The organism is Streptomyces umbrinus, assembly GCF_030817415.1.
Lineage (GTDB): Bacteria > Actinomycetota > Actinomycetes > Streptomycetales > Streptomycetaceae > Streptomyces > Streptomyces umbrinus_A.
In genome coordinates this window covers 6139744-6162798 of record NZ_JAUSZI010000002.1, presented here as the reverse complement: position 1 = coordinate 6162798, position 23055 = coordinate 6139744, and the positions used below count along the sequence as shown (strand labels likewise).

The following is a 23055-nucleotide window of genomic DNA, read 5'->3' as shown; positions in this document are numbered from 1 at the left end:
CACCGAACCGTCACCCCACGTAACGACCTGGGAGCAGCCCGCAATGGCTCGACACCTCATCACCAGCGCCCTTCCGTACATCAACGGGATCAAGCACCTGGGCAACATGGTGGGGTCCATGCTCCCGGCGGACGTGTACGCCAGGTACCTCCGCCAGCGCGGCCACGACGTCCTCTACATCTGCGCGACGGACGAGCACGGCACCCCGGCCGAACTGGCGGCTAAGGAGCAGGGCCTGCCGGTCGACGAGTTCTGCGCCCAGGCCCACGACGCCCAGAAGGCGGTCTACGACGGCTTCGAGCTGGCCTTCGACTACTTCGGCCGCAGCTCCAGCCCGCAGAACCGCGAGATCACCCAGCACTTCGCCCGCCGCCTGAACGAGAACGGCTTCATCGAAGAGCGCGCGATCCGCCAGGTGTACTCGCCGACCGACGGCCGCTTCCTCCCGGACCGTTACGTCGAGGGCACCTGCCCCCACTGCGGCTACGACAAGGCCCGCGGCGACCAGTGCGAGAACTGCACCCGCGTCCTGGACCCGACCGACCTGATCAACCCCCGCTCGGCGATCTCCGGTTCGACGGAGCTGGAGGTCCGGGAGACGAAGCACCTCTTCCTCCTCCAGTCGAAGCTCCAGCACGAGGTCGAGGAGTGGGTGGCGCGGACCTCCGAAAAGGCTCCGGAGTGGCCGCAGCTCGCCTCCTCCATCGCCCGCAAGTGGCTGAACGAAGGCCTGCACGACCGCGCGATCACCCGTGACCTCGACTGGGGCGTCCCGGTCCCGGCGGACACCTGGCCGGAGCTGGCCGCCGAGGGCAAGGTCTTCTACGTCTGGTTCGACGCCCCGATCGAGTACATCGGCGCGACGAAGGAATGGTCCGACAAGGACCCGGAGAACCGCGACTGGAAGTCCTGGTGGTACGAGTCCGACCAGGGCGAAAACCCCGTCCGCTACACGGAGTTCATGGCGAAGGACAACGTCCCGTTCCACACGGTGATGTTCCCCGCCACCGAGCTCGGCATCCGCGAGCCGTGGAAGAAGGTCGACTACGTCAAGGCCTTCAACTGGCTGACGTACTACGGCGGAAAGTTCTCCACGTCCCAGAAGCGCGGCGTCTTCACCGACCACGCCCTGGAGATCCTCCCCGCCGACTACTGGCGCTACTTCCTGATCGCCAACGCCCCGGAGTCGGACGACTCGTCCTTCACGTGGGAGCACTTCACGGCCACGGTGAACAAGGACCTGGCGGACACCCTCGGCAACTTCGTCAACCGAGTCCTCTCCTTCTCCAAGAAGCGCTTCGGCGAGGAGGTCCCGGCGGGCGCGGAGGCGGGCGAGCCCGAGACGAAGCTGGGCGAGGAGATCGCGGCCCTTCTCTCGGAGTACGAGACCCAGATGGAGGCCCTCCAGTTCCGCAAGGCCGCGGCCGCCCTGCGCGCCCTGTGGTCGGCCGGCAACTCCTACCTGGAGGAGAAGGCCCCCTGGCTGGAGATCAAGACCAACCCGGACGGCGCGGCCCTCACCCTCCGCGTCGCGATGAACCTCATCCACCTCTACTCGGTCATCTCCGAACCCTTCATCCCGGCCTCCTCCAAGGCGATGCGCTCGGCGTTCGCCCTGCCGGACGACACGGCGACCTGGGCGACGGCGGCCGAGGCGAAGTCCCTGACCTTCCTCCCCGCCGGCACCCCCTTCACGGTTCCCCCGGTCCTCTTCGCCAAGATCACGGACGAGGACGTGGAGTCGTACAAGGAGCGCTTCGGCAGCGAAGCCGCGGCCTAGGCCTGGCCTAGGGTCTGTCTGAGCCGAGGTGGCCGGCCTGTCCCCCGTGGCAGGCCGGCCACCGACCCGTCCTACTCGGACAGCAGCAGGACGGGGGGCTCGGCGACCGGATGGTCGCCGTCCAGGGGGCCGGAGCCCACGAAGGCCTGGTACGACCGCTGCCGCCGCTGCGCGAACCACTTCCTGCCCTCGGTGGCCAGTGCGGTCAGGATCCGGAACCCGGCCGTGATGCCGGACGACTCCAGAGCGAGACGGCGAAGCTGCACGCGGTCCTCGTGGTCGGAGTCGTACAACTGCTCGTAGTTCTCCAGCAACGCGGTCAGCCGCTGCCCGTTGTGCAGGGCCAGCCGCAGCGCTTCGTGAAGCACCAGGCCGTCCTCCTCCCCGGCATCGCGCAGCGCTCCGTCCTCGGAGAGGGCGACGATCTCCCGCAGGGAGTCGCCGGAGCGGACGCCGACCGACTCCACCGTCACCGAGCTGATGGCGTCGTAGCGGAACACCGTGTCCTGCCGGCCGTCGTGCTCGCCGGTGGCGAAGTCCACGTTCCAGGCGCTCACCCACACCCCGCTGGAGGTCAGGACGTAGAACGTCTGCCGGTACTGCGAGTAGCGCGGCGGACCGTTCTTGACCTTGGCCCGGACGCACCCCGGGACGCCTTCCACCAGGAAGAAGCTGAAGAGGATGTCGCGGTGCTCCATACGGTGTTCGGCGAGGACCTCCCTGCGCAGGTACCGCTGGTCCAGGTCGTACCAGCGGGCCATCTGCTCGTCACCCGGGCGGCCCAGCCTGAGTTCGTTCTGCCATCTTTCACGCTCCAGCAGATCGTCTTCGTACTGCTTCCTGTCGCGTCGGTACGCCCGAAAACGGGCGTAGTGGCGAGCGGACAGTGACATACCCGCCACGCTGACCACGAGCAGAGAGGCAGCCATGAATCCGTCGTCGGGAGCCCGGCCCGGGATGATCCGCACGACGGTGACGGCGAGCAGGCCGACCCCGAGGAGCGCGCAGAGGCCCCTGACGCGCCGGAAGCCCTCCTCGAACCGCACCTGCGCGGGGTCGACGTGCCGCCCCCCGATCTCCTTGGCGCGCAGTTGGATCAGCCAGTCGAGCGCACCGGGAGCGCCGGTCCGCCAGTGGCGATGGGTGAGGTCGTCGATGAGGTCCTGCCGCGCGCGCTCCGTGTGCCGCCGCCACTGCTTGGCGTTCTCGGAGCCCTTCGGCTCGTAGTCCAGGAACCGGTCCTGCACGATGGCCTCGACGGTACGGCGGAACCTCGCCTTCTTCGTCTTCCGCCGTTCCTTGGCCCGCTGCTCCCGCTCCTCACGCCACTGCTTGTTGTTGATCAGAACCGCGCCCAGTCGTGCCCCCTGCCGACGGAACGGGTTCTGCTCCTGGTCGAACACGACCTTGCCGTCGGGGTCGGCCTGCCACTCGCGGCGCCGAGCGTCTCGGACGGCCGACCGCAGCCATTCAGGTACGCCGAACGCCAGCGCCAGGCACCCCGTCGTGAACGCGAGCCAGGCGACGGACTTCTCGTTGTCGAGGAGGTCGTCCGGGATCTGCACGATGAGCAGCAGGACACCGAGGACCGCGCCCATACCGCCGAGAAGGCCGGCGATCGCCGGATCGATCTTCGGCTCCTCGGGCGGGAGGGGGCATTGCAGCACGGGATCCGGCGTGAAGAAGAGCGGCGCCCTCTCCTTCCGGTTCTTCGCGAGCCGTTCGCCCAGCTCCCCTGCTTCCTCGGAGTCCAGGGAGTCCCGCTCGATGCCGCGCAGGAGGTACCTCAGGTGGTCCTTGAGCTGGGCGCGGATCTCGTCGTCCGGAAGAGTCTCCAGGAGCAGCGTGGCGTCCAGGCGGCTTCCCGGCTCGCCGGTCCGAGAAGGGCCGACCGATGCCTTCATCAACTCGTGCAGGGCCCGGCCCGCCGCACCGTACTCCCCGGGGTCGTCCCTGAGCAGGTCGAGGGCGTGGCGCAGCTTGTGCCAGTCCTCGTCCGTGAGGTCCTCCGGGGAGCGGCGGCTCACTATGGACAGTGCCCAGTAGTACAGCCCTTCCGGCGAAGGTGTGTCGCTGCGCTCGACCGCCTCGGCGATCAGCTGCTCGGCCCTGTCCCGCATCCCCGCCCGCAGGCTTCGTACGCCCTGTTCGAGCCTTTCCTCGGCGGTGGCGTCCTCCCCGATGACGTACTGGTTGACCTGACCGTGGTTGACCCCGACACCATGGACGTTGACGTCCAGTGCCTGGATTCCCTGGTTCCCCGGTGTCATGCCTGGCCTTTCACGAGCTGTATGAGTTGTGTGACGGTCGCCACGAGGCCTGCCAGCGCGGCGGTGTCCGCGACGATGCCCCGCAGGCTCATCAGCGCGCGCAGCAGCCTGCCCCGGCCCTCCTCGTGACGGGTCTCGGCGTTCTGCTCCGCGGTCTGGAGTTCTTCGTCGGCGGCCTGGAACGTGAAGTCGTCGATCTGGTCCCGCCGACGAGCTTCCTTCAAGTCGGTGCGCAGCCGGGACAGTTCGCGAAGGAGGCCGGCTGTCCCGTCGGGGTCCGGGCCGGTCGTGGACGTCCAGGACTGGCTGACCGCGCCGTGGTTCACGCCCACGCCCGTGACCGTGACGTTCGTCGCGCTGATGCCGAGGTTGCCGCTGCCGGGGTTGCCGCTGCCGGCCGACGGCCGCGGAGGCATGGGCGGAAAAGGTGGGACCGGTGGAACCGACGGCTCCCGCGATGCGGCACGCGGTCCGTGACCCTGAGTCCCGGATGCGGCGGGCGCGTGCGGGTCCAGGGACACCGGCCGACCCGGAACCCTGATCCACACCTTCTCGTCCCGGAGCTCCTTCGCGGACAGTACGAAGGGGGCGAACTCGGCGTCCGCCAGGCCCGGATGACGGTGACGGATCACTCCCTGGTGCAGGACGTGGGACACCGCGAGGGACAGGACCGCCCCGGGAGCCCCGGCCAGTGCCTGCCGCAGCGGCTCCATGTCCGCGATGCGGAAGGCGGTGTTGAGGTCCGCACCGACCCAGCCCGTGCCGTGGCGGGCCACCTCGCCCGCGTGGAAGGCCGCGCGGAGCCGCATCTCCCTGTCTCCGGTGTGGCTGCGGGCGTGCTCCCGCAATTCGCCCACGAGCGTGCGGACGAAACCTCCCAGGAGATCGGTCTTGGGCACCGTGCCGGGGAGGATCAGGAGCACGGCGTCGCCGCGGTCCTCCAACGGCGGCTCCTCGATGCGGGCGGCGTGGAGCGCCTTGGTCACGACGGCCCGCAACCGCTCACGGAGCCATGCCTGATCCGGGTCCGTCCGTCGTCCGAAGCCCTCGATGTCGAGGATGACGATCAGGGAATACCGCGCCGAATGACGCGCTGTGGAACTCAACATGCGTAACTGGATACCGCACAACTACCTTGCCGACAGTGTCAGTTGACACCCTGTCGGCTCTCGTGAGGCGTCCGTGGCCACTCCGCCCACCCTGTTACCGGATCTTCACTCGCCTCTCCATCTCAGCAGCGCCCGCGAATCCCGCATCACGACGCGCCCCCGGCCGACGGTGACCAGTCCGTCCTGCTGCAGGGCCCGCACGGTGCGTGCCACGGATTCGCGCGAGGTGCCGGCCGCGCCCGCCAGTTCCCTCTGGGTGATCCGTACGGATACGGATCCGGATCCGGCATCGGCATCGGCATCGGCATCGGCATCGGCATCGGACGGACCTGGCACGGGCTCGCCGTGGCGCATCGCGAGGTCCGCGAGCACCCGGGCGATGCGTGTTCCGGCCGGATAGGCGCCGTATTCGCCGCGCTGCCGGTCGGACTGGCGCAGCCGCCCGGCGACGCTGCGCAGCACCGCGAGAGCCAGCGGCCCCTGCTGTGCCAACAGTTGCCGGAACCGCTCGGCCGTCACGACCACTCCCCGACCGTCCCAGAGCGCGGTGGCGGTGGCCGACCGCCGACCGCCGTCGACGCAGGACAGTTCCCCCAGCAGTTCTCCGGGGCCGCGGATGGCGAGCACGCTGGTGTAGCCGTTCGAAGTCTCCGTCGTGATCTTCACGAGGCCGTCCTCGATCAGGATGACGTTGTCCGGCGGGGACCCCTCGTGCATCAGCGGCTCCCCGCGCTCCCAGTCACGCCGACGCCCCGCATCGCAGATGTGCCGCAACTCATCCTCCGTGAAGGGGCTGTGCTCCCTCACATTCACCTCCGTACGGGGCCGGTTCCGGACCGGCCACCCTGACGAGGACTCCAGCGACACCGGTCCCGGTCCCGGTCCTGGAGGAGACCCGGACCCTTCAGTGCACTCCCGAGGAGGCTACGGCGTCCGGCCACCCGCCTCGGTCAGTACGCCGATCTTGTCGATGCGGTGTTCGGGATTGCCTCTGTCGTCGCGCCAGAAGTTTCCGGCCGCGTTGTCCTCGGGTGTCGCGCAGGTGGAGATGGTGATCATGGCCTGGGTGGGGCTTCTGCCCGGGAAGCCCGGGACCGCCGCCCGCTGTTCGGCGAGCGAGCGCTCGGAGCGGAAGGAGGTCTCCCTTGTGCCGGTGATCTCGTACTCGTACACCGTGCCGCCGGACGTGACGACGACCGAGTCGCCCTTGTCGAGAGCCGGGAGGTCGCGCAGCGGGCCGCCGGCGGAGAGCCGGTGGGCCGTGACTAGGTAGTTTCCGACCTCACCGGGCCCGACCCCGCCCGTGCTCCCGTACGGGCTGGCTCCGGCGCCACCGTTCTGGATCCGGGTGCCCGGCCAGTCGTCGGTCGTCCCCTCGTACGGGACGACGCGCAGGTCCTTGAGCCCGATCGCGGGGATGGCGAGCCGGGCGGTCCGGGTCCGAGTATCGGTATCGGTCTCCGTCTCGGTCTCGGTCTTCGGAGGGGCCGGGCTCGCGGAGGACGGGGGCGGGGCCGGGGTGGCGGGAGCCGTCGGGACCTGGGCCGTCGTGGACGTGTCCCGTGGAGGCTTCGCGGAGGTTCCCGTCGGCACGGTCTCGCTGGAACAGCCCAGGAGCAGCGCGACGACAGCGCCCGTGAGCGCGCCGGAAAGTGCTCGGGAACGGGACATGGCACTCGGGATCGATAGCCGGGTTCGGGTCGTACCGCCACGCGTGGCGGCCGCCCGACTCAAAGACAAGAACGGCGAGACCGGCCCAGGTGTTCCCGCGCGACGGATGTACGCCCTCGACCGGCCGCCGAGCCGACCGGGCGACCGGGTTCGCTACTGACCCACTTCCACTTCCACGGAGATGTGCGGCGCCAGTGCGCGCAGAAGCTCCGAGGCATCGAAGATCTCGCCCGCCGAGGCGACGCCGACCGTGCGGGTCCGGCCGGTGAGGATGCGGTGGACCGCCTCCACCGCGAGCGGCGCGGTGACGGCGTAGATGTCCTGGCCCCGCGCCACGGCGTGCCGTTCCGTCTCGCCGGAGCGGACGACGACGTCGACGAGGAAGGTCTGGTCGGAGCGGCCGTGCTCGTCGACCGCGGACGGTGCCGGGGTGTCCGGGGCGGCCAGGTCCCCGGCCGCCTCGACCGTCATGTAGGTGCGCACCTCGGGGATGGTCAGATGGCTGGGGATCGTGACGACGTCGGCCATCGTGAACTCCCCGATGACGGCCCGGGTGCCCATCGGTTCGGGGAAGGGCCACTTCAGGGTGGGCAGGGCGTCGCTGTGGTACTCCAGCTTCCCGTTCGTGTGGCGGACGCGCCGCCCGTTGCGCCGCTCCCCGGAGATCCTGCCCGCCTCGCGGGTCCCGGGTGTGGGGTGCCAGCTGTTCAGGCCGTACGCGATGTGCGCCTCGTCGGCCGTCGTCCAGTCGCCCATCGCGGCGGTGACGAGCAGGTCGCCGAGGCCGCCGTAGAAGGCCATCGCGGGGACGATCACGGCTCCGGCGGCGCGGGCACGGTCCGTGAAGTGCGCGAACGTGTCGACGTTGGCCTCGATCTCCGCCGCCACGTCCACGTACGGGATCCCGGCGCGCAGGGCCGCCTCGATCACGGGCGCGGCGGTGGTGGCGAAGGGCCCGGCACAGTTGATCACGGCCGCCGTGCCGGCCAGGGCCCGGTCGAGCGAGGCCGCGTCGTCGACCGACGCCGGCCGGACGTCGAGCCCGGGACCGTACGCCGCCGCCACCTCCCCCAGCCGGCCGGCGTCACGGCCGGAGAGAACCGGGACGAACCCGCGCTCCAGCAACTGCGCCACCACGAACCGCCCGGTGTGCCCGTACGCACCGAACACCGCCACCGTCTGCCCCGACCCCGCCTCTGATCTCATACGGACATCCTGTCGGAGGCGGGCGCCCAACCGTGAGTGTCCGGAACGACACACCCCATACAATTCCGGACATGAGCTCTGTCGCGCTGGCCGTCACCGACAGGATGCTGCACTTCGAACTGTCCGTGGCGTACGAGGTGTTCGACGCGGCGCCGGTCGGCGTGGCCGCTCCCTGGTACGACGTGTCCGTCTGCGGATCGGCCGCCGTGCAGGTCGGACGATTCAGGCTGGAGCCCGACCACGGTCTCGACCACCTCCGCAGCGCCGACACCGTGATCGTCCCGGCCTGGGCGGACGTCGACGAGGATCCGCCCGCCGACCTGATCGACGCGGTACGTGCCGCCCACGAGGCGGGCGCGCGCGTGGCCTCGCTCTGTACGGGCGCGTTCGTACTGGCCGCCGCCGGTCTGCTGGACGGGCGGCGCGCGACCACGCACTGGGCGCACACCGACGTCCTGGCCGCCCGCTACCCAGAGGTGGAGGTCGACCCGGACGTGCTCTACGTGGACAACGGCAGCGTGCTCACCTCCGCGGGCAAGGCCGCCGCGCTGGACCTGTGCCTGCACCTCGTGCGCCTCGACCGCGGTTCGTCGGTCGCCAACGCCGTCGCCCGCCGCCTGGTCGTGCCGCCGCATCGGGCAGGCGGCCAGGCTCAGTTCGTCACCGCTCCGGTCCCCGCCCGGGACGACCACCCGCTCGCCGACCTGCTCCCCTGGGCCGTCGACCGCCTCGACCACCCACTGACCGTGGAGGACCTGGCCCGCCAGGCACGCATGAGCTCCCGCAACCTGGGCCGCCACTTCAGAGCGGCAACCGGCACAACCCCACTCCAGTGGCTTCTCACCCAACGCATCCGCCGCGCCCAGGAACTCCTGGAAACCACCGACAACAGCATCGACGCCATCGCCACAGCCACCGGCATGGGCACCGCCACAACCCTGCGCCGCCACTTCAACCGCACCATCGGCGTCCCCCCGGACACGTACCGCCGCACGTTCCGCTCGTCGTCCCCGCGGCCGGGAGGCTAGGCCTACGCCGGTGTCAGCTCTCCTCGAAGAGCTGCCCCGCCTCGGTCGCGTGCACCGCTCGCCGTGCCCAGAGTTCGAGCTGCTCCAGGTCCTTGCAGGCGCGCACACGCTCGCGCACCGAATCCGGAACCTCGATGCCCCGCCACTCAAGAACGTTCAGGGTCATCTCGGCACGGTCCTCAAGTCGGCCCTCTTCCCGGCCTTCCTCCCGGCCTTCCTCCCGCACCTTCTCAGCGACCTCGTGCCGGAAGAAGTAGTTGATCGCCGTCATCAGGTCCCTCCAGATCTGCTGCGCCTGGGGGTCGACCAGGCATGACTCGGTGAACTGCGCGAGGACCGCCGCGGTGTCGGGGTCGATGGTCTGCAGAGCGGCTGCCAGGCTCTCCAGTATGGCTGCCGACTGCGGGCCCCTGCCATGTGTCATCGCCGAGAACGCGGCGAGCGGCACGTCCTGTGCGGCCCCGCGTTCGTCCGTGATCAGCGGCACGTTGTCCGGGCCCAGAACCAGCGGCCGTACGGTGAGCGAGTTCCAGACGGGCAGCCCGAACCGGATGGGCCGGGCCGCCCAGCGGGCTGTGGCACTGGTCTGGGTGAGGACGATCAGGATCGGCTCGCAGTGGTACTTCGCGTACAGGTACGAGAGGTAGTAGGCCCAGCTGCCTCGCTTCCCCTCGTCCACCTTCCCCTGCGCCTCGACGACCAGGAGGTACGTCCCCACGTCCGTCTCCACGCGTAACAGGGTGTCCACGCGCCGCTCGATCGGTTCGATCTCCGTGAGGTCCGCGTTCAGGATCGCGATGTCCCTGGGCTCGGGGAACGGGATGTGCAGTACGCGTTGCAGCGTGCGGGTGAGTAGCGCGGGGTCCTTCTGGAAGATCCGGTGCAGGGCCTCGTGCGACGAGCCGACCATCGGGTCTCCTTTCTTGTCGACGTGATCAACTCGCTACGCGGCACCGAGGTCACACCACACGTACTTGCCCCGGTCGGCACCTCTGGCCAGCGGGTGCCAGCCCCAGACGTCGGCGCAGGCCTGGACGAGGGTCAGACCTCGGCCCGTTTCCGCGTCCAGGGAGGCCTGGTCCAACGCCGGCGCGGGGTCAGGGGGTTCGGGGTTCGCGTCCCACGCTCCGATGCGGAGTACTCCGTCGCGCCAGCGGAGGCGTAGGGCGGCGGAGCCCTTTGTATGGCGTACGGCGTTGGAGATCAGCTCCGTTGCGAGGAGTTCGGCGACGTCCGTGAGGCGGATCAGACCGTGAATCGTGAGGATCAGGCGGAGGGTTCGGCGGCAGACCGTCACCGCGCGGGGGTCGTGGGGGATGTGGAGTGTGTACTCCCAAGGCTCGGTGGCGTTTTGCGGCATGCGTGAACTCCGGTTCAGGTGTGGGGAGTTGGAGGGCGGCTGCGGGTGGCGGGCGGTGGCTGTGTCACGGCCGTCATGGCAGGACGGAGTGGTGCGCTTCCGGAGATCCCGGACCTTTCGCAGCGTGTGCGTCGCGTCACTGACGCGAGGTCCTTAAATTAGGACCTCGCAAGTCGCTGCCGTAATCTTCCCCCTGAACGAGTCACTGCCTCCCTGCAGTTGGGGGGCGAGGAGGAAGCCATGCCGCGTCGACGGCAGCCCACCGCGCGCCAGCTACGCCTGGGCTCCGAGCTGCGCAAACTGCGTGAAGCAGCAGGCCTGAAGGCCCGCGAAGCCGCTGAGCTGCTCGGAGCCGACTCCGTCCAGATGAGCCAGATCGAGTACGCCATCGCGGGCGTGAGCGAGACACGCATACGTCGTCTTGCCGCTCACTACGCCTGCGCGGACGAAGAGTTGATCGCGGCACTGGTCACGATGGCCACCGATCGCACGCGCGGCTGGTGGGAGGAGTACCGGGGCTTGCTGCCCACCTCGTTCCTGGACCTGTCCGAACTGGAGCACCACGCCACCTTTCGGTGGGATGTGGACTGCCTGTACGTGCCAGGTCTGCTCCAGACAGAGGAGTACGCCCACGGGGTCTTCTCACACAGAGTGCCCGAGCTTCCTCAGAGTGAGCTCGGCCTGCGCGTTGAACACCGGATGAAGCGGCGCACCATCATCGAGGGCGCGCAACCCACTCCGTACACAGCAGTGATGCACGAAGCAGCCCTGCGCATCAGGGTCGGCAGCCGCGCCGCTTCACGGGCCCAGCTCGGCCGCGTCCTGGAACTCTCCGAAGCGGATCACGTGACCGTGCGGGTCATCCCGTTCGACCTCGATGGATTCATCGACGCCGGAAGCGCGATGGTCTTCGCGGGCGGCGCCGTTCCGAAACTGGACACCGTCGTACGGGACGCACCGCACGGCTCGGCATTCGTCGACTCCGAAGCCCAACTCGGCAGTTTTCGAACGCTCTTCCGTAGAGTGGAAGGTGCATCACTCGAACCCGAACGGTCGCGTGACTTCATCCACAGGCTGGCGAAGGAACTGTGAGGCGCACCATGACGACCCCCGACAACTGGCAGAAGTCGTCCTTCTCCGGTGGCGGCGACGGCAACGCCTGCGTCGAACTCGCATCGACCCGCGACGCCGTCCACCTCCGCGAGAGCGACACCCCCTCCATAGAACTCGTCACCACCCCCACCCCCCTCTCCCACCTCCTCCACCGCATACGCTCCGGCGCCCTCGGCCGCGTATGAAAGTGGCCCTGGACGCCAAGTCCCGGGCCGCTCTCATGCCTTCAGTGGGGCGAGGTCAGGAAAGAACCCCCGCGCCCGTCGTCTTCAGGAGCTCCGTCGGCAGGCTGTTCGCCGAGGTCTGGAGGCCTGCCGTCAGGGTCGGCTTCCAGTTGACCGTCGTCTTGAGCTTCTTCGAGTTGGCCGCGTTGTACGCGGCGACGAGGTCCGTGGACTTGCCGTTGACGAAGTTGCCCGTGCCGGCGACCGAGCCCGTGCCGTCGCCGCTCAGGAGCTTGGCGACCTTCGCGCCGGACGGGAGGGTCCAGGAGTTGTGCTCGGCGACGACCTGGGCCTTGGCCCGGGAGTCGAGGCTGTACTTGGGGGCGTAACCGTTGAGGGTCGTCGTGTCGTAGACGTTGTTGTAGAGGTGGATCTGGCCGATGCGGGCCAGCGGGGCGCGCTGCGTGATGCCCTTCCACACGTTGTGGTGGATGGAGACCCGCAACTTGCCGACGCTGTCGGTGTCGCTGCTGCCGATCAGCATCGTCTTGTCGTGGTTGGTGAACTGGTTGCGCTCGACGGTCACCAGGTCCGAGCCGTTGGTGATGTCGAGGGCGCCGTCGTGGATCTGGTACTTGCGGCCGAAGTACGTCTGCTCGGACTTGTCGAAGAACGGCGCGTCGCTGAACGTGTTGTGGTCCGCCCAGACATGGGTCGCCCCGCGCAGCGTCACCGAGTCGTAGTTGGAGTTCCACTCGCCCAGGGAACCGTCCGTCGGGTCCCACTGCGGGAAGCAGTCCTCGGTGGCGGTGAGCGAGAGGTTGCGGATGATGACGTTGTCGACGTCCTGCACCTGCAGACTCCCGCCGGTGATCCCGGCCTTGGTGCCCGGGACGCCCACGACGGTGGTGTTGGCCGGGGCCCGGAAGACGATGTTCTTCTTCTGCTTGGTCTGGGCGGCCGCGCGGGCCTTCTCCTGCGTGCCCACGGGCGCCTTCTTGCCGTACGTGGCCGGGTCGAACGCCTTCAGGTACGCGGACAGTGAATACCCCGTGCCGGAGGCGTAGTCGGCGCAGGTCAGCTTCTTGCCCGCGTCGTCCGTGTTGGCGTCGATCGTGCCCTTGATCTTGATGATCTTCGGGGTGGAGTTGGTGGCCGCGCCGAGCGCCTTCACCAGCTGGGCGCGGGTGCTGACGGTGAAGGTGTGCGCGGAGTCGGCCTTCGAACCGCCGGTCGTGCCCGAACCGGACGCCGCCCAGCCGTCCTTGGCCGGCAGGGCCTGGTGCGCCAGGTCGACGACACCCGCGTTCGCGTTCATCACGAAGGGGACGGCGCCGAGACCCGCGGCCACCACGGCAGCGGCGGAGAGGAGCGCGGTGCGCCGCTTGCGGAGGGACCTGCGGTGGGAGGGGGATGCCACGGATGAGTCCTTACGTGGTTCTTGTGGGGCTCGTGCGTTGTGTGGAGCCCCTGTGAACAGGGTTCCGACTCATCTGTGGTCGCGGCGGCCGGAAAGGTTGCCCTCTTTCCTGACAGCGCGTTTCAGGCCCTCCTCCAGGGCACCCCTCACGTCCTCCTCAGGGCACCCTCAGGACACCGCCGGCCCCGTGACGAACCGTCCCTTGGTGTCGTACGGCCAGACGTTGGGCTTGCAGCCGAGCATCCCCTTGATCTGCTGCATCATCGCCGGGGCCGGCTTGCCCGCTCCAGGACACGTCACATGGCCGTGGCCGAGGAAGTGGCCGACCTCGTGGTTGATGATCAGCGCGCGGTACGCGTCCACGTCGGCGGCGTAGACCGGCGTCGCCAGCAGCCACCGCTTGAGGTTGACGACAACGTCCTTGCCCACGTTGCAGTTGACCTCACCGCGCGTGTTCAGGCCGTACTTGCCGCAGATGGCGTCCACCGTTCCCGGCGTGGCGAGCCGTACGACGAAGTCGGCCGTACCGCCGGAGACGCGACGGAAGCCCGACCGGCCGTCGGCCGTCCAGCCGCGCGGGTCGGCGAGTATGCCCTCCACCTGCTCGGCGACATCGGCCGCCGACTGCTTGAGGCCGTCCTCGACGACGACCTTGTAGCTCAGGACCCGGCTGCCCTTCCCGACGGTGCCGCTCCCGCCGCCGGCGGTGGCGAACGTCCCGGGACCCGAGGCCGGGATCTCGGGCGCGGAGGAGGACGAGGAGGCGGAGGGGCTGCCCTTTCCGGACGGCTCGGCGTCGGCCTTCCCGCCGGCCTTCTCGTCGGGCTTCCCACTCGCCTCGGCCGACTCCGTCCCGCCGCCCGGTTCCGGTGTCGGGTCCGGCGACGGAACGGACGGCGACGAGGAAGCGGATCCGTCCGCGGCGTCGGAGGACGAGGACGTCGTCCAGTTCACGGCCACAGCGGCGGCGATCACCAACGCGACCAGCGCCGCCAGGCCGCCGACTAACGGACCCTTGCTCTTCCGGCCGCGCCCGCCGGAACGACCGCCGGAACCCCCCGGGCCACCGGATTGCGCGGCACCTCTGCGACGACGCCGGGACGGTCGGGAGGCGGAGGGCCCCCTGGTCGAGGACGGCTTCGTGCGACGGGCAGTCGTGTTCATGGTCATCAAGAGTGAGTACGGCATGTGATGGGATATCGCTCAGCCGATAACGAAGAGATAACGGTCGATCACCCGTCCGGCCTATGTGATCGTCCCGTAACAGTTCCCCCACCGGCGCCCGTACCTGCCTCAACTCCCCTGAGGCGTACGGATACTGAGCACATGCCACGCGTCCTGCTGATCGAAGACGACCGCGCCGTACGGGAGGGCGTCCGGCTCGCACTGCGCCGCCAGGGGCACGACGTCACCACCGCCGGAACCGGTGAGGAGGGGCTGGCCCTGCTGCGGTCCTTCCGGCCTGACGTCGTCGTGCTCGACCTGATGCTGCCCGGCCTCAGCGGTCTCGAGGTGTGCCGCCGGATCCGTACCGAGGACCAGGTGCCGATCGTCATGGCGACCGCCCGGGGCGACGACACGGACATCGTGGTCGGGCTGGAGGCCGGGGCGGACGACTACGTGGTCAAGCCGGTGCAGGCACGCGTACTCGAAGCGCGTATCCGCGCGGTCCTGCGCCGGGTCGGCGGCGCACCGAACGCCGAGGGCATACCGAAGATCGAGACCCACGGCGACGACGGCGAACTGACCATCGACCGGGCCGGGCTGGCCATCACCCGGCGCGGTGCGCCGGTCTCCCTCGCCCCTTCCGAACTACGGCTCCTGCTGACCCTCTCCGCCTCGCCCGGCCAGGTGTTCTCCCGGCAGCAGTTGCTGGAGGCGGTCTGGGAGCACAGCTACCACGGCGACTCCCGGCTGGTGGACGCGTGCGTCAAGCGGCTCCGCACCAAGATGGGCGAGCCCGCGGGGCAGCCGCGCTACATCCAGACCGTGCGCGGCTTCGGCTACCGGTTCCAGTCCCGGTGAGCGGTACCTCGACGCGTACCTGGACACATACCTGGACACGTACCTGGATGTGCGGGTCGGCCGGATACGGACAGGTGACCCGGTGAAGCGACCGCTGCGCGGTCTGCGCGGCCGGCTGCTCGTCGCCTTCGTGCTCGTCACCGCCGTCGCCACCCTCACCACGGGCGCCCTCACCTTCCGGGAGGCCCGCATCGCCGTGCTCCAGCAGAGCCAGGACACCATCATCAAAAGGCTGCGGGCACACGTCGACGGCCTGGCGCCCGGCATCGCCTACCCGCCGACCCAGAGCGACCTGGAGTCGGTCGCCCAGGAGGTGGCCGCCGCCGAACCGGCGCAGAACTGGCGGGTCCTGGCCACCTACCGCGATCTGCGGGCCACCTCCAGACCACAGGACGCGTTCACCGAGCTGACGGCCGGCATGCGGTCGGCCGTGGGCTCCCGGCGGGCCGCCGTCTTCCAGCGGGTGACGACGGACGGCCGCTCCTCGCTCGTCGTCGGCCTGCCGGTCACCTTCAGCGAGCCCGCCGAACGCTCCGCCTCCGGGGTCTCGGTCTTCCTGACGGTGCCGCAGACCGGCGAACAGGGATACGTCGACGCCCTGGTCACCGCCATCGGACGCGCCGTCGTGCCCGCCCTCGGCCTCGCTGTCCTACTCGCCCTGCTGGCCGCCCGCGGAGTGCTGCGCCCGGTACGCGAACTGCGTCGCGCCACCCGGAGCATCGCCGAGGGCCACCTGGACACCCGGCTCGCCGTCAACGGCTCCGACGAACTCGCCGATCTGTCCCACACGTTCAACGAGACCGCCGCCGCCCTCGAGGAGTCCGTGGCCGAGCTGCGCCGCATGGAGGCCCGCGCCCGGCGTTTCGTCGCGGACGTCTCGCACGAGCTGCGCACCCCGCTGGCGGCGATGTCGGCCGTCACCGACGTCCTGGACGAGGACGCGGCCCGGCTCGACCCGGACACCGCGATGGCCGTACGCCTCATCAGCGGGGAGACCGTGAAGCTGGCCCGGCTCGTCGGCGACCTGATGGAGATCTCCCGCTTCGACGCGGGCGCGGCAGGCCTGCAACTGGACGACCTCGACCTCGCGGAGTCCCTGCGGCGCACCCTCGCCGCCCGCGGCTGGCAGGACACGGTGGACACCCGGCTCCCCGGACCCGGCGAACTGCGCGGCCGGGTCGACCCGCGCCGCCTCGACGTGGCCGTCGCCAACCTGGTCGGCAACGCGCTGCGGCACGGCGCATGCCCCGTACAACTGCGTCTGTACGCACGGGAGATGCCGGATGCCGCCGACGACGGGGGGTGGGCCGTCATCGAGGTGACGGACAGTGGGCCCGGCATTCCGGCGGACGTCCTGCCGCATGTCTTCGACCGCTTCTACAAGTCGGACACCGCCAGGACCCGGTCGGAGGGCAGCGGCCTCGGACTCTCGATCACGGCGGAGAACGTCCGGCTGCACGGCGGTACGGTCCGGGCGGCGAACCGGGAGGAGGGCGGCGGGGCCGTGTTCACGGTCGAGATCCCCCTGGGCCAGGAGGAGAAGGAGGTACGGGAGACATGAGATGGCGCATCGGACGTGGGCAGCGGGCGGTGCGGTCCGGGCTTTCGCTCACGGCCGCCGCGCTCCTGCTCTCGTCCTGCGGGATTCCCTCGACCGGTGTGGTGGAGGCGGGAGAGGCGGCCACCGGAATACGGCCGGCCTACGTCCTCTACTTCGTCAGGCAGGACACGCTGCTCGGCGTCCGCAGCCAGGTCCCCGGCACCTTCGACATCGGAACGGCGGTGGAACTGCTGTTCCGGGGGCCGGACGCCATCCTCGGCCGCAAGGGCCTGGCCACGGAACTTCCCCCCCTGAGGTCCACGCCGACCGTCCGGGCGAACGGGGCGCGGGTGTCGGTCGAACTGCCCCGCGGCACCGAGCCCCTGACCAGGACGGCCCTCGCCCAGCTGACGTGCACGATCGCGGACGCCCGCCTCGTCGTGTCCGCGGGCTCCGGGAGCTCGGGCGGAAGCGCGAACGACACCGCATCGTCGACGAAGGTGACCGTGACGATCCCCGGCGTCAGGCGGGCCGGGGGCTCGGGCGAGACGTGCCCCGGGTCCGCGGCCGCGGAGTGACCGGGCAACCGGCCCAGCGGGCCGGGGTGCCGCGCGCGCCGGCTGTAGCCATTGCGCGCGCGGCGAACCGGGCTGGTGTCGGGGTCAGGAAACCAGCACACCTGTCGGGACACGGTTGGGGTTGACCGGTGTCACCTTCTCGCCCTTCTCCCTGGTCGCGAGGTCGTTCTCCCGCGGCGTCTCCAGCTTCACCCAGTCGTCGTTCCAGGTGAACTCGGAGCCCTCCTTGCTGCCCTCGGTCTCGTAGACGCGGCCGTTTTTGGTCAGCACCTTGATCCAGGCGTCGTCGTCTCCGTCGGTCGAGATGGAGATGGCGCAGGCCTTGTCGGGGAAGCCGTCATTGTTGCTGATCTTGTCCCATTCGTAGTCGCTCGGGTCCCCGTTGAAGGTCCGTTGCCCGGCGAACGCCTTCCCGTCGGTCAGCACGGCGCTGAGCTCCACCCTGGGCACCTGGTTTTGGGGCGGCAGGACGACCGAGTCGATGTCCGAGCACTCCTGCTTGTCGCGGTCCCGGTCCTCGCACTGGTCGTGACCCGGTCCGGTGGGCGTCTGGGCCTTCCCCTCCGGCTGGTACTTCTCGTGGTGCCCGTTCTCCTTCTTGCAGTCTTCGTTCGACGGGCCGGCCACGACGCTGTCGGCGGCCGGGGTGACCGAGGCCGATGCGGGAGTCGCGACGCCTGCGAACACGAGAGCGAGCGAGGCAACAGCCCCGCCGGTCAGCCACGCGCCACGGGCGGCGAGGGGGCTCAGGGAGGACCTTGTCCTGAGTTCAGGACTCATGCATTGCTCCTTTGATCCGAAGGTACAGATGTGCGAGTGCACCGGAAGCGAGTTCGAGCTTCCTCTGCAAACATCGGGTCGCGGACGCAACGACTGAAGGACTTCCCCGTACGATCAACACATCAGCCGACACGCGAAACTCCAATGGGTTCCTGCGCGAAAGCGAATCGGAAAACGGGTACTCGGCAAGCCGCAGCAAGGCGGACAGGGTCGCGTACGGACGGCCTTCCGGGTCGAGTCGCCGGCAATGGTGTTGCCGTGAGGCCGCCGATCTGCGTCGGCGCGATCGTCAGGCCACAACCGTCGAAAACGTGTCGAACAAGGCGAACGTCTCGAACACACCTCGCATCCGCCCGGAGTCCGAGGGCTGTTACGGTGGCCCCGCCTGTGGCATGTCCACGATTCATCCGTATGGTTTCGCCATGGCAGTCCCCGAGGTCATCCCGATCGCCTACGAGCCGCGCCACCGCACCGAGGCCATCGGTCACTACGCGGAGGGGCAGTTCCTGGGGTCGATCACGTACGCGTTCCCCGAGGGGTACCGGCCCGACGACGGCTGGGAAGAGCACAAACGTCTCTACGCGGTGCTCCACACCTTCGACGCCGAGGGCCGTTACCGGGACTCGGACATCTGGTGTGCCGGCACGTGGGCCGAGCAGCAGCGCGCCCCGGAGGGCCAGGACTCGGTCCTCGCCCGGGCCCAGGCCCACCTGGCCAAACTCCTCAGGAGCCTCCCCCGGCGCCGGTACACCGACATCGCGGTCCGCCCCTTCCGGCTCACCGTCGACGGCGTGCTGTTCGGCATGCTGACCGGCGAGGACGAAGGGGAGCCCTGGGCCGAGCTCTACCCGGACCGGCTGGGCTTCGGCCCACCCTGGGACGGGCTGTACGAGACCTGATCCGCCACCGCCGCTCCGCCGCGGGTTCGACCGGTCCGCCGGACAGGCTGCCCTGCCCCGGCCCTAGCTCATCTGCGCCTTGACGTGGTCGATAACCTCGTTGAACTCCTTCGTCGGCGAGAAGTCGACGTACTCGCAGTCCTCGAGCGCCTCCGGTACGTGGCCGGGCGCCCAGTAGAAGGCCTGCCCCGCCTCGTAGACCTCGCTCCCCGCCTTGGTGCGCATCCTGAGCCGCCCCTTGAGGAGGTATCCCCAGTGGGGGCACTGGCACTGGTCGTCGGGCAGGCCCTTCACCGCCGGCCCCATGTCCGTCCCCTCGGGGAGGCTCGCGAAGGCGACGCTCATACCGCCGCCGACTTCCTGCATGCGCAGTTCCACACCGTTGCCCTCGATCGCGACGGGTGTGTCGTTCCGCGTGGCTGCCGTCATGATTCCTCCATGGCCGGTCCGCTGCGGGTCTCGGGATCCGCGTCTCGGGAATCTCCGCTCATGGGATTCTCGGCGTCTCGGGAATCTCCGCCTCCTTCCAGTCTGGCCCCGGGGACCATGGAGTGCGACAGCTCGCCTATCGCCGGCCGCCCCCGAAGCCTCCCTCCGGTGCCTCGCCCGCCGTCACCGTGGCGATGCGCTCGGCCGAGCCCAGGGTGCCCGAGGGGGCCAGACCTCCCGTACCGGTACCGGACTTCGTGCCGCCCGAGTAGATCTCGTACTCCTCTCCGCTCTTCACCGCGGAGGACGAGTAGACGACGTTCTGGATCGACTTCGAGGTGACGTACGTGGCGACCACCTTGCCGTCGGAGTCGACGACGTGGAGGGTCGTGCCGGCCGGGACCGACGAGTCGAGGGTGGCGGAGAGCCAGCCCTGTTCGGAGTCGGTGGAGGGGGCGACGGCCATGCCCGCGCTGCCGGCGGCCAGCAGGACTCCGCCGCTGATGCCGAAGTCGCCGTTGACGTCGAGGGCGCCGTTGCCACCCTGCTGCGGGCCGTTCACGACGACCGTGCCACCGGTGATCTCGGCGGTGCCGTTGGAGTCGAGGCCGTCGCCCTCGGAGTCGACGACCAGGGTGCCGCCGCTGACGGTGAGCTTGTAGTCACCGACGCTCTCACCGCCGCCGCCTCCGCCACCCCCGCCGAGGCCGCCCCCACCACCTCCTCCGCCATCGCCCGAGGAGCTCGTACCCCCCGCCGCGTTGATCCCGTCGTCGCTGGAGCGGATGTCCACCCTCCCGCCGTTCACGGAGATGTCGGCGCCCTCGACGCCTTCGACGGCGGACGTGACCTTCAACGTCCCCTTGCCGACGGTCAGATCGCCCTCCGCGTGAACCCCGTCGTCGCCGCTCGCGGCCGTCACCTTCGCTCCGTTGACGTGGACCGCGCCGTCGCTGTGGATGGCGTCGTCGGAGGCGTTCACCGAGACGGTGCCGCCCTCCAGGACGTTGATCACGCCCGCCTTCAGCCCCTTCGTGGACGCGTCGTCCGAGGGCTGCGTACCGCTGCCGCCGCCGCTCTCGACGGTCAGCGTGCCGCCGGTGGCGACCAGGTCGGTGGCCGCGTCGACCCCGTCCCCCTCGGCGGTCACCTTCACGGTGCCGCCGCCGACAGCGACGTAACCGGAGTCCTTGTCCTCGGAGTTGTCGGCCTTGAGCCCGTCGCCACCGGCCGTGACGGTCACCGAACCGCCCTCGACGATCAGGTAGTCCTTGCCGCGGATGCCGTCGTCCACGGCATCGACCACGATCGCGCCGGAGGCGATCACCAGACCGTCCGTGCTCGCGATCCCGTCGTTGCCGTTGCCCCGCACGGTGAGCTTCCCGTCGCCGGTGACCGTCAGATCGGCGGCGCTGTGGAGCGCGGCATTGGCTTCAACATCATCGGCGTACGAGTCGGCGTCACTGAGGGTGTTCTCGCTGCCGTCGGCGAGGATCACGACGGCCTCGTCCGCCTCGGTGATGTCGATCGCCGCACCGGAGGAGTGGGAGATCTTCGCCCCGTCGAGCACCAACCTCACGTCCTGATCAGGGGCGTTGACGACGATCTGCCCGTCGGAGAGGGTGCCGCTGATGCGGTAGGTACCGCCGGCGGTGATGGTCACGGTGGCCCCTTTCGCGGTCACCCCGTCCCCATCCCCATCGACGGAGGCCGAGTCGCCCTTGAGCTGGACCGCGACGGCGTCCGACTCGTCCCACTCGGCGTCGGAGCCCTCGGCGTGCGACTCCTTGTTGTCGGCGAGCACGGCGGCGGCGTCCTGCCCTCCGTCCACGGCGGCTGCGGACCCACTCGTACCGGAAGAGCCCGAGGAGGACCCTGAGCCGGAATCGGAGTCGCTCCCGGAAGAGCACCCGGCGAGCGCGGCCGTGGCGAGCGCCATCGAAGCGAGGGCGCCGGCGGCCTTCGTACGAAACCGTCGTGCCCTCTTCGGAGGCGTGCTCGGCTGGGTGTTGAGGTAGGTCTTCATGCTGGTCTCCCGTCGAGCGCGGTCGGAAAGTGGCGCCGCAGTACGGGCAGCCAGCGGTTGGAGGGCAGGTCGGGGCGCAGGGCGGCGAGCCCGGTGCCGTACTTCGACACGGGACAGGGCCGGTGCTTCAGCGACCAGAGCAGCCGGTCGGCACCGGAGCCCGCCCGGCCCGCCTTCGTCTCGACGATGGCTCGGTCCGGGGTACGCAGCGCGGTCCCGTCGGGCAGTGCCCAGGTCAGATCGGTGTCGACGGTCAGCCGGCTGCCTGTGGCCGGGAGGAAGAGGGTCGTACGCCGGTAGTACGTGGTCAGCGCGGGTACGAAGCGCAGGCGCCCGGAGTTGATCCCGGCCTCGGCGAGCACGGTGTCGGCGTACGCCCGGGCGTCGGGCCCGAGCCGCCGGACGTCCCCCTCGTACGGGATGCGCTGTTTGACGGTGGTGCCGCGCGGGCCGCGTGTCTTGACCTCGAAGTAGTGCCGCCCGGAGTCGAGATAGGTACGGATCCGGAGCTTGAACCGCCGCCGCCGATGCCGGGCCGCGCCGAGGTACCCGTCCATCTCCGGGGTGTCGAAGTAGACGGACCGGTACCCGAACTGCCGCGCGCCGTCCACGTCCAGGACCCGCGTGTCCTCGTCGAGGCCGCCGAGCACCAGGGGCAGATCGGCGACCGGCAGCATGTACTTGCGGTCCAGCCGGGTCAACAGCGAGGCCTGAGCGACTAGTTCGTCGAGCCCGATGGCCGGCAGCGCGCCGACCACGCGCCCGACCGACTCGGACTCGAACCCGAGGGCTGTCATGCCCGCACTCCGCGCCCGCGGGGGGAGTCGTCGGTACGGGGGTTGCCCTCCCGGGGCTTGGTCACTGGGGCCCGGGACGCGTTGGGGACCACATACCGGACCTCGACGAGCGTCGTGTCGTTGACGAGGTCGATGCCCTTGACCGACAGGTTCAACACCCGCCCGCCCAGCAGCACTTCAAGATGCGCGCGCAGAGCCTCCTCGTCGGTGTAGGCGGAGTCCAGGCGCAGTTCCCGCTGCCGGTGGCGCGGGAACAGCCGGGGATGGTCACCGGCGTAGAGGGTGGCCACGACCAGCACCATCAGCCCGGTGTGGAGAAGGTCGAGGGACTCGGACAGCCCGGTCAGCAGACCGAGCGCCAACGCCGAGAAGTAGTACGCGATCTCGTGCTGCGCGATCTCGTACGACCGCAGCCTGATGATCGACAGAACCCCGAAGAGCCCCATCCCCATCCCGATCCCGACCGACGTCGACCCGAGCACCATCGCCACGGCGAGCACCCCGACATTGACCCCGAGAAACGCGGCGACCAGGTCACGCCGGTGATGCCGCGGGAAGTAGACCGCGAAGGTCAGGAGGGAGATGGCGACGAGATCGGCGCCGACAAGAAGCAACCGGTCCATGTCAGCGGTCTCCCTGGGATCTGCCGTCGAATGCGTCGACTGCGACGAATGCGATGACTTCGATGGCTGCGCTCATGGTGACGACGATCGGGGGTCCGCCTGTGGGTTCCCTTTGGGTTTCCTTAACCACCGTTGAGAAGTACGCACGGGAAATGGGAGGTGAACTCGCCGCCACGGAAGTCGTGTTGTGTACGAGTTTCGTCCTGATCCGATCACTTCGGACCTTGCCCTGTTGAT

General features: G+C 69.6%; 22 protein-coding genes. 8 read left to right on the top strand and 14 right to left on the bottom strand.

All coding sequences use genetic code 11. From position 1 onward, the window contains the following. The first annotated feature begins 43 nt into the window (after positions 1-43). Positions 44-1780, top strand: a complete 1737-nt coding sequence (gene metG, locus QF035_RS27045) for a methionine--tRNA ligase (protein ID WP_307523178.1) — start codon at positions 44-46, stop codon at positions 1778-1780. A gap of 71 nt (positions 1781-1851) precedes the next feature. Here the strand turns inward: metG and QF035_RS27040 are convergent, their stop codons facing one another. The 5 genes from QF035_RS27040 to QF035_RS27020 all read right to left on the bottom strand — a co-directional run bounded on the left by QF035_RS27040 (position 1852) and on the right by QF035_RS27020 (position 8036). After that, on the bottom strand, positions 1852-4050 hold the full coding sequence (locus tag QF035_RS27040) for a hypothetical protein (RefSeq protein ID WP_307523177.1): 2199 nt from the start codon (positions 4048-4050) through the stop codon (positions 1852-1854). Further along, positions 4047-5159 carry a hypothetical protein gene (locus tag QF035_RS27035; protein ID WP_307523176.1) on the bottom strand — a complete coding sequence of 371 codons (1113 nt, stop codon included), beginning with the start codon at positions 5157-5159 and terminating at the stop codon, positions 4047-4049. Before QF035_RS27035 ends, QF035_RS27040 begins: the two co-directional genes overlap by 4 nt. A 105-nt stretch (positions 5160-5264) precedes the next feature. After that, positions 5265-5966, bottom strand: a complete 702-nt coding sequence (locus QF035_RS27030) for a Crp/Fnr family transcriptional regulator (protein ID WP_307523175.1) — start codon at positions 5964-5966, stop codon at positions 5265-5267. 117 nt (positions 5967-6083) lie between these two features. Then, on the bottom strand, positions 6084-6830 hold the full coding sequence (locus QF035_RS27025) for a class E sortase (protein WP_307523174.1): 747 nt from the start codon (positions 6828-6830) through the stop codon (positions 6084-6086). Positions 6831-6983: 153 nt separating this feature from the next. Further along, complete coding sequence (locus QF035_RS27020) at positions 6984-8036, bottom strand: saccharopine dehydrogenase family protein (protein WP_307523173.1); 1053 nt, start codon at positions 8034-8036, stop codon at positions 6984-6986. Between the two features lie 71 nt (positions 8037-8107). Here QF035_RS27020 and QF035_RS27015 point away from each other — a divergent pair, with 71 nt between their 5' ends. Continuing rightward, positions 8108-9064: a helix-turn-helix domain-containing protein gene (locus tag QF035_RS27015; RefSeq protein ID WP_307523172.1), complete on the top strand. Its 957-nt coding sequence runs from the start codon at positions 8108-8110 to the stop codon at positions 9062-9064. Positions 9065-9077: 13 nt separating this feature from the next. On the opposite strand, the gene QF035_RS27010 is transcribed toward QF035_RS27015, so the two are convergent. Both QF035_RS27010 and QF035_RS27005 read right to left on the bottom strand, forming a co-directional pair. Beyond that, on the bottom strand, positions 9078-9974 hold the full coding sequence (locus QF035_RS27010; RefSeq protein ID WP_307523171.1) for a hypothetical protein: 897 nt from the start codon (positions 9972-9974) through the stop codon (positions 9078-9080). A gap of 33 nt (positions 9975-10007) precedes the next feature. Continuing rightward, positions 10008-10424, bottom strand: coding sequence for an ATP-binding protein (locus QF035_RS27005; RefSeq protein ID WP_307523170.1), 417 nt, complete (start codon positions 10422-10424; stop codon positions 10008-10010). Between the two features lie 240 nt (positions 10425-10664). On the opposite strand from QF035_RS27005, the gene QF035_RS27000 reads away from it, so the two are divergent. Both QF035_RS27000 and QF035_RS26995 read left to right on the top strand, forming a co-directional pair. Further along, a complete protein-coding gene (locus tag QF035_RS27000) occupies positions 10665-11516 on the top strand; it encodes a helix-turn-helix domain-containing protein (protein WP_307523169.1) in 852 nt (283 codons plus the stop codon). Positions 11517-11524: 8 nt separating this feature from the next. After that, positions 11525-11722 carry a DUF397 domain-containing protein gene (locus QF035_RS26995; protein WP_307523168.1) on the top strand — a complete coding sequence of 66 codons (198 nt, stop codon included), beginning with the start codon at positions 11525-11527 and terminating at the stop codon, positions 11720-11722. A gap of 55 nt (positions 11723-11777) precedes the next feature. Here the strand turns inward: QF035_RS26995 and QF035_RS26990 are convergent, their stop codons facing one another. Then, positions 11778-13121, bottom strand: coding sequence for a pectate lyase family protein (locus tag QF035_RS26990; protein ID WP_307523167.1), 1344 nt, complete (start codon positions 13119-13121; stop codon positions 11778-11780). Positions 13122-13289: 168 nt separating this feature from the next. Continuing rightward, positions 13290-14096 carry a DUF3152 domain-containing protein gene (locus tag QF035_RS26985; protein WP_307523166.1) on the bottom strand — a complete coding sequence of 269 codons (807 nt, stop codon included), beginning with the start codon at positions 14094-14096 and terminating at the stop codon, positions 13290-13292. Positions 14097-14447: 351 nt separating this feature from the next. Between QF035_RS26985 and QF035_RS26980 the strand changes: the two genes are divergently transcribed. The 3 genes from QF035_RS26980 to QF035_RS26970 all read left to right on the top strand — a co-directional run bounded on the left by QF035_RS26980 (position 14448) and on the right by QF035_RS26970 (position 17264). Beyond that, a complete protein-coding gene (locus tag QF035_RS26980; RefSeq protein ID WP_307523165.1) occupies positions 14448-15146 on the top strand; it encodes a response regulator transcription factor in 699 nt (232 codons plus the stop codon). An 82-nt stretch (positions 15147-15228) separates the two neighbouring features. After that, a complete protein-coding gene (locus tag QF035_RS26975) occupies positions 15229-16707 on the top strand; it encodes a sensor histidine kinase (RefSeq protein WP_307523164.1) in 1479 nt (492 codons plus the stop codon). Beyond that, entirely contained in the window at positions 16704-17264 is a 561-nt protein-coding gene (locus QF035_RS26970; protein WP_307523163.1) for a hypothetical protein, read from the top strand. The genes QF035_RS26975 and QF035_RS26970 overlap by 4 nt, the downstream gene beginning before the upstream one ends. An 84-nt stretch (positions 17265-17348) precedes the next feature. Here QF035_RS26970 and QF035_RS26965 read toward each other — a convergent pair whose 3' ends face one another. Then, positions 17349-18044: a hypothetical protein gene (locus QF035_RS26965; RefSeq protein ID WP_307523162.1), complete on the bottom strand. Its 696-nt coding sequence runs from the start codon at positions 18042-18044 to the stop codon at positions 17349-17351. Between the two features lie 422 nt (positions 18045-18466). On the opposite strand from QF035_RS26965, the gene QF035_RS26960 reads away from it, so the two are divergent. Beyond that, complete coding sequence (locus QF035_RS26960) at positions 18467-18943, top strand: hypothetical protein (protein WP_189841432.1); 477 nt, start codon at positions 18467-18469, stop codon at positions 18941-18943. Between the two features lie 63 nt (positions 18944-19006). Here the strand turns inward: QF035_RS26960 and QF035_RS26955 are convergent, their stop codons facing one another. The 4 genes from QF035_RS26955 to QF035_RS26940 form a co-directional block, all read right to left on the bottom strand. Next, complete coding sequence (locus QF035_RS26955) at positions 19007-19372, bottom strand: hypothetical protein (RefSeq protein WP_307523161.1); 366 nt, start codon at positions 19370-19372, stop codon at positions 19007-19009. Positions 19373-19508: 136 nt separating this feature from the next. Further along, on the bottom strand, positions 19509-21398 hold the full coding sequence (locus QF035_RS26950; protein ID WP_307523160.1) for a carbohydrate-binding domain-containing protein: 1890 nt from the start codon (positions 21396-21398) through the stop codon (positions 19509-19511). Further along, the gene (locus tag QF035_RS26945) at positions 21395-22195 is read right to left on the bottom strand and encodes a polyphosphate polymerase domain-containing protein (protein ID WP_307523159.1); all 801 of its coding nucleotides are present in this window, start codon (positions 22193-22195) and stop codon (positions 21395-21397) included. The genes QF035_RS26950 and QF035_RS26945 overlap by 4 nt, the downstream gene beginning before the upstream one ends. Then, complete coding sequence (locus tag QF035_RS26940; RefSeq protein ID WP_307523158.1) at positions 22192-22818, bottom strand: DUF4956 domain-containing protein; 627 nt, start codon at positions 22816-22818, stop codon at positions 22192-22194. The genes QF035_RS26945 and QF035_RS26940 overlap by 4 nt, the downstream gene beginning before the upstream one ends. Positions 22819-23055 lie beyond the last annotated feature (237 nt).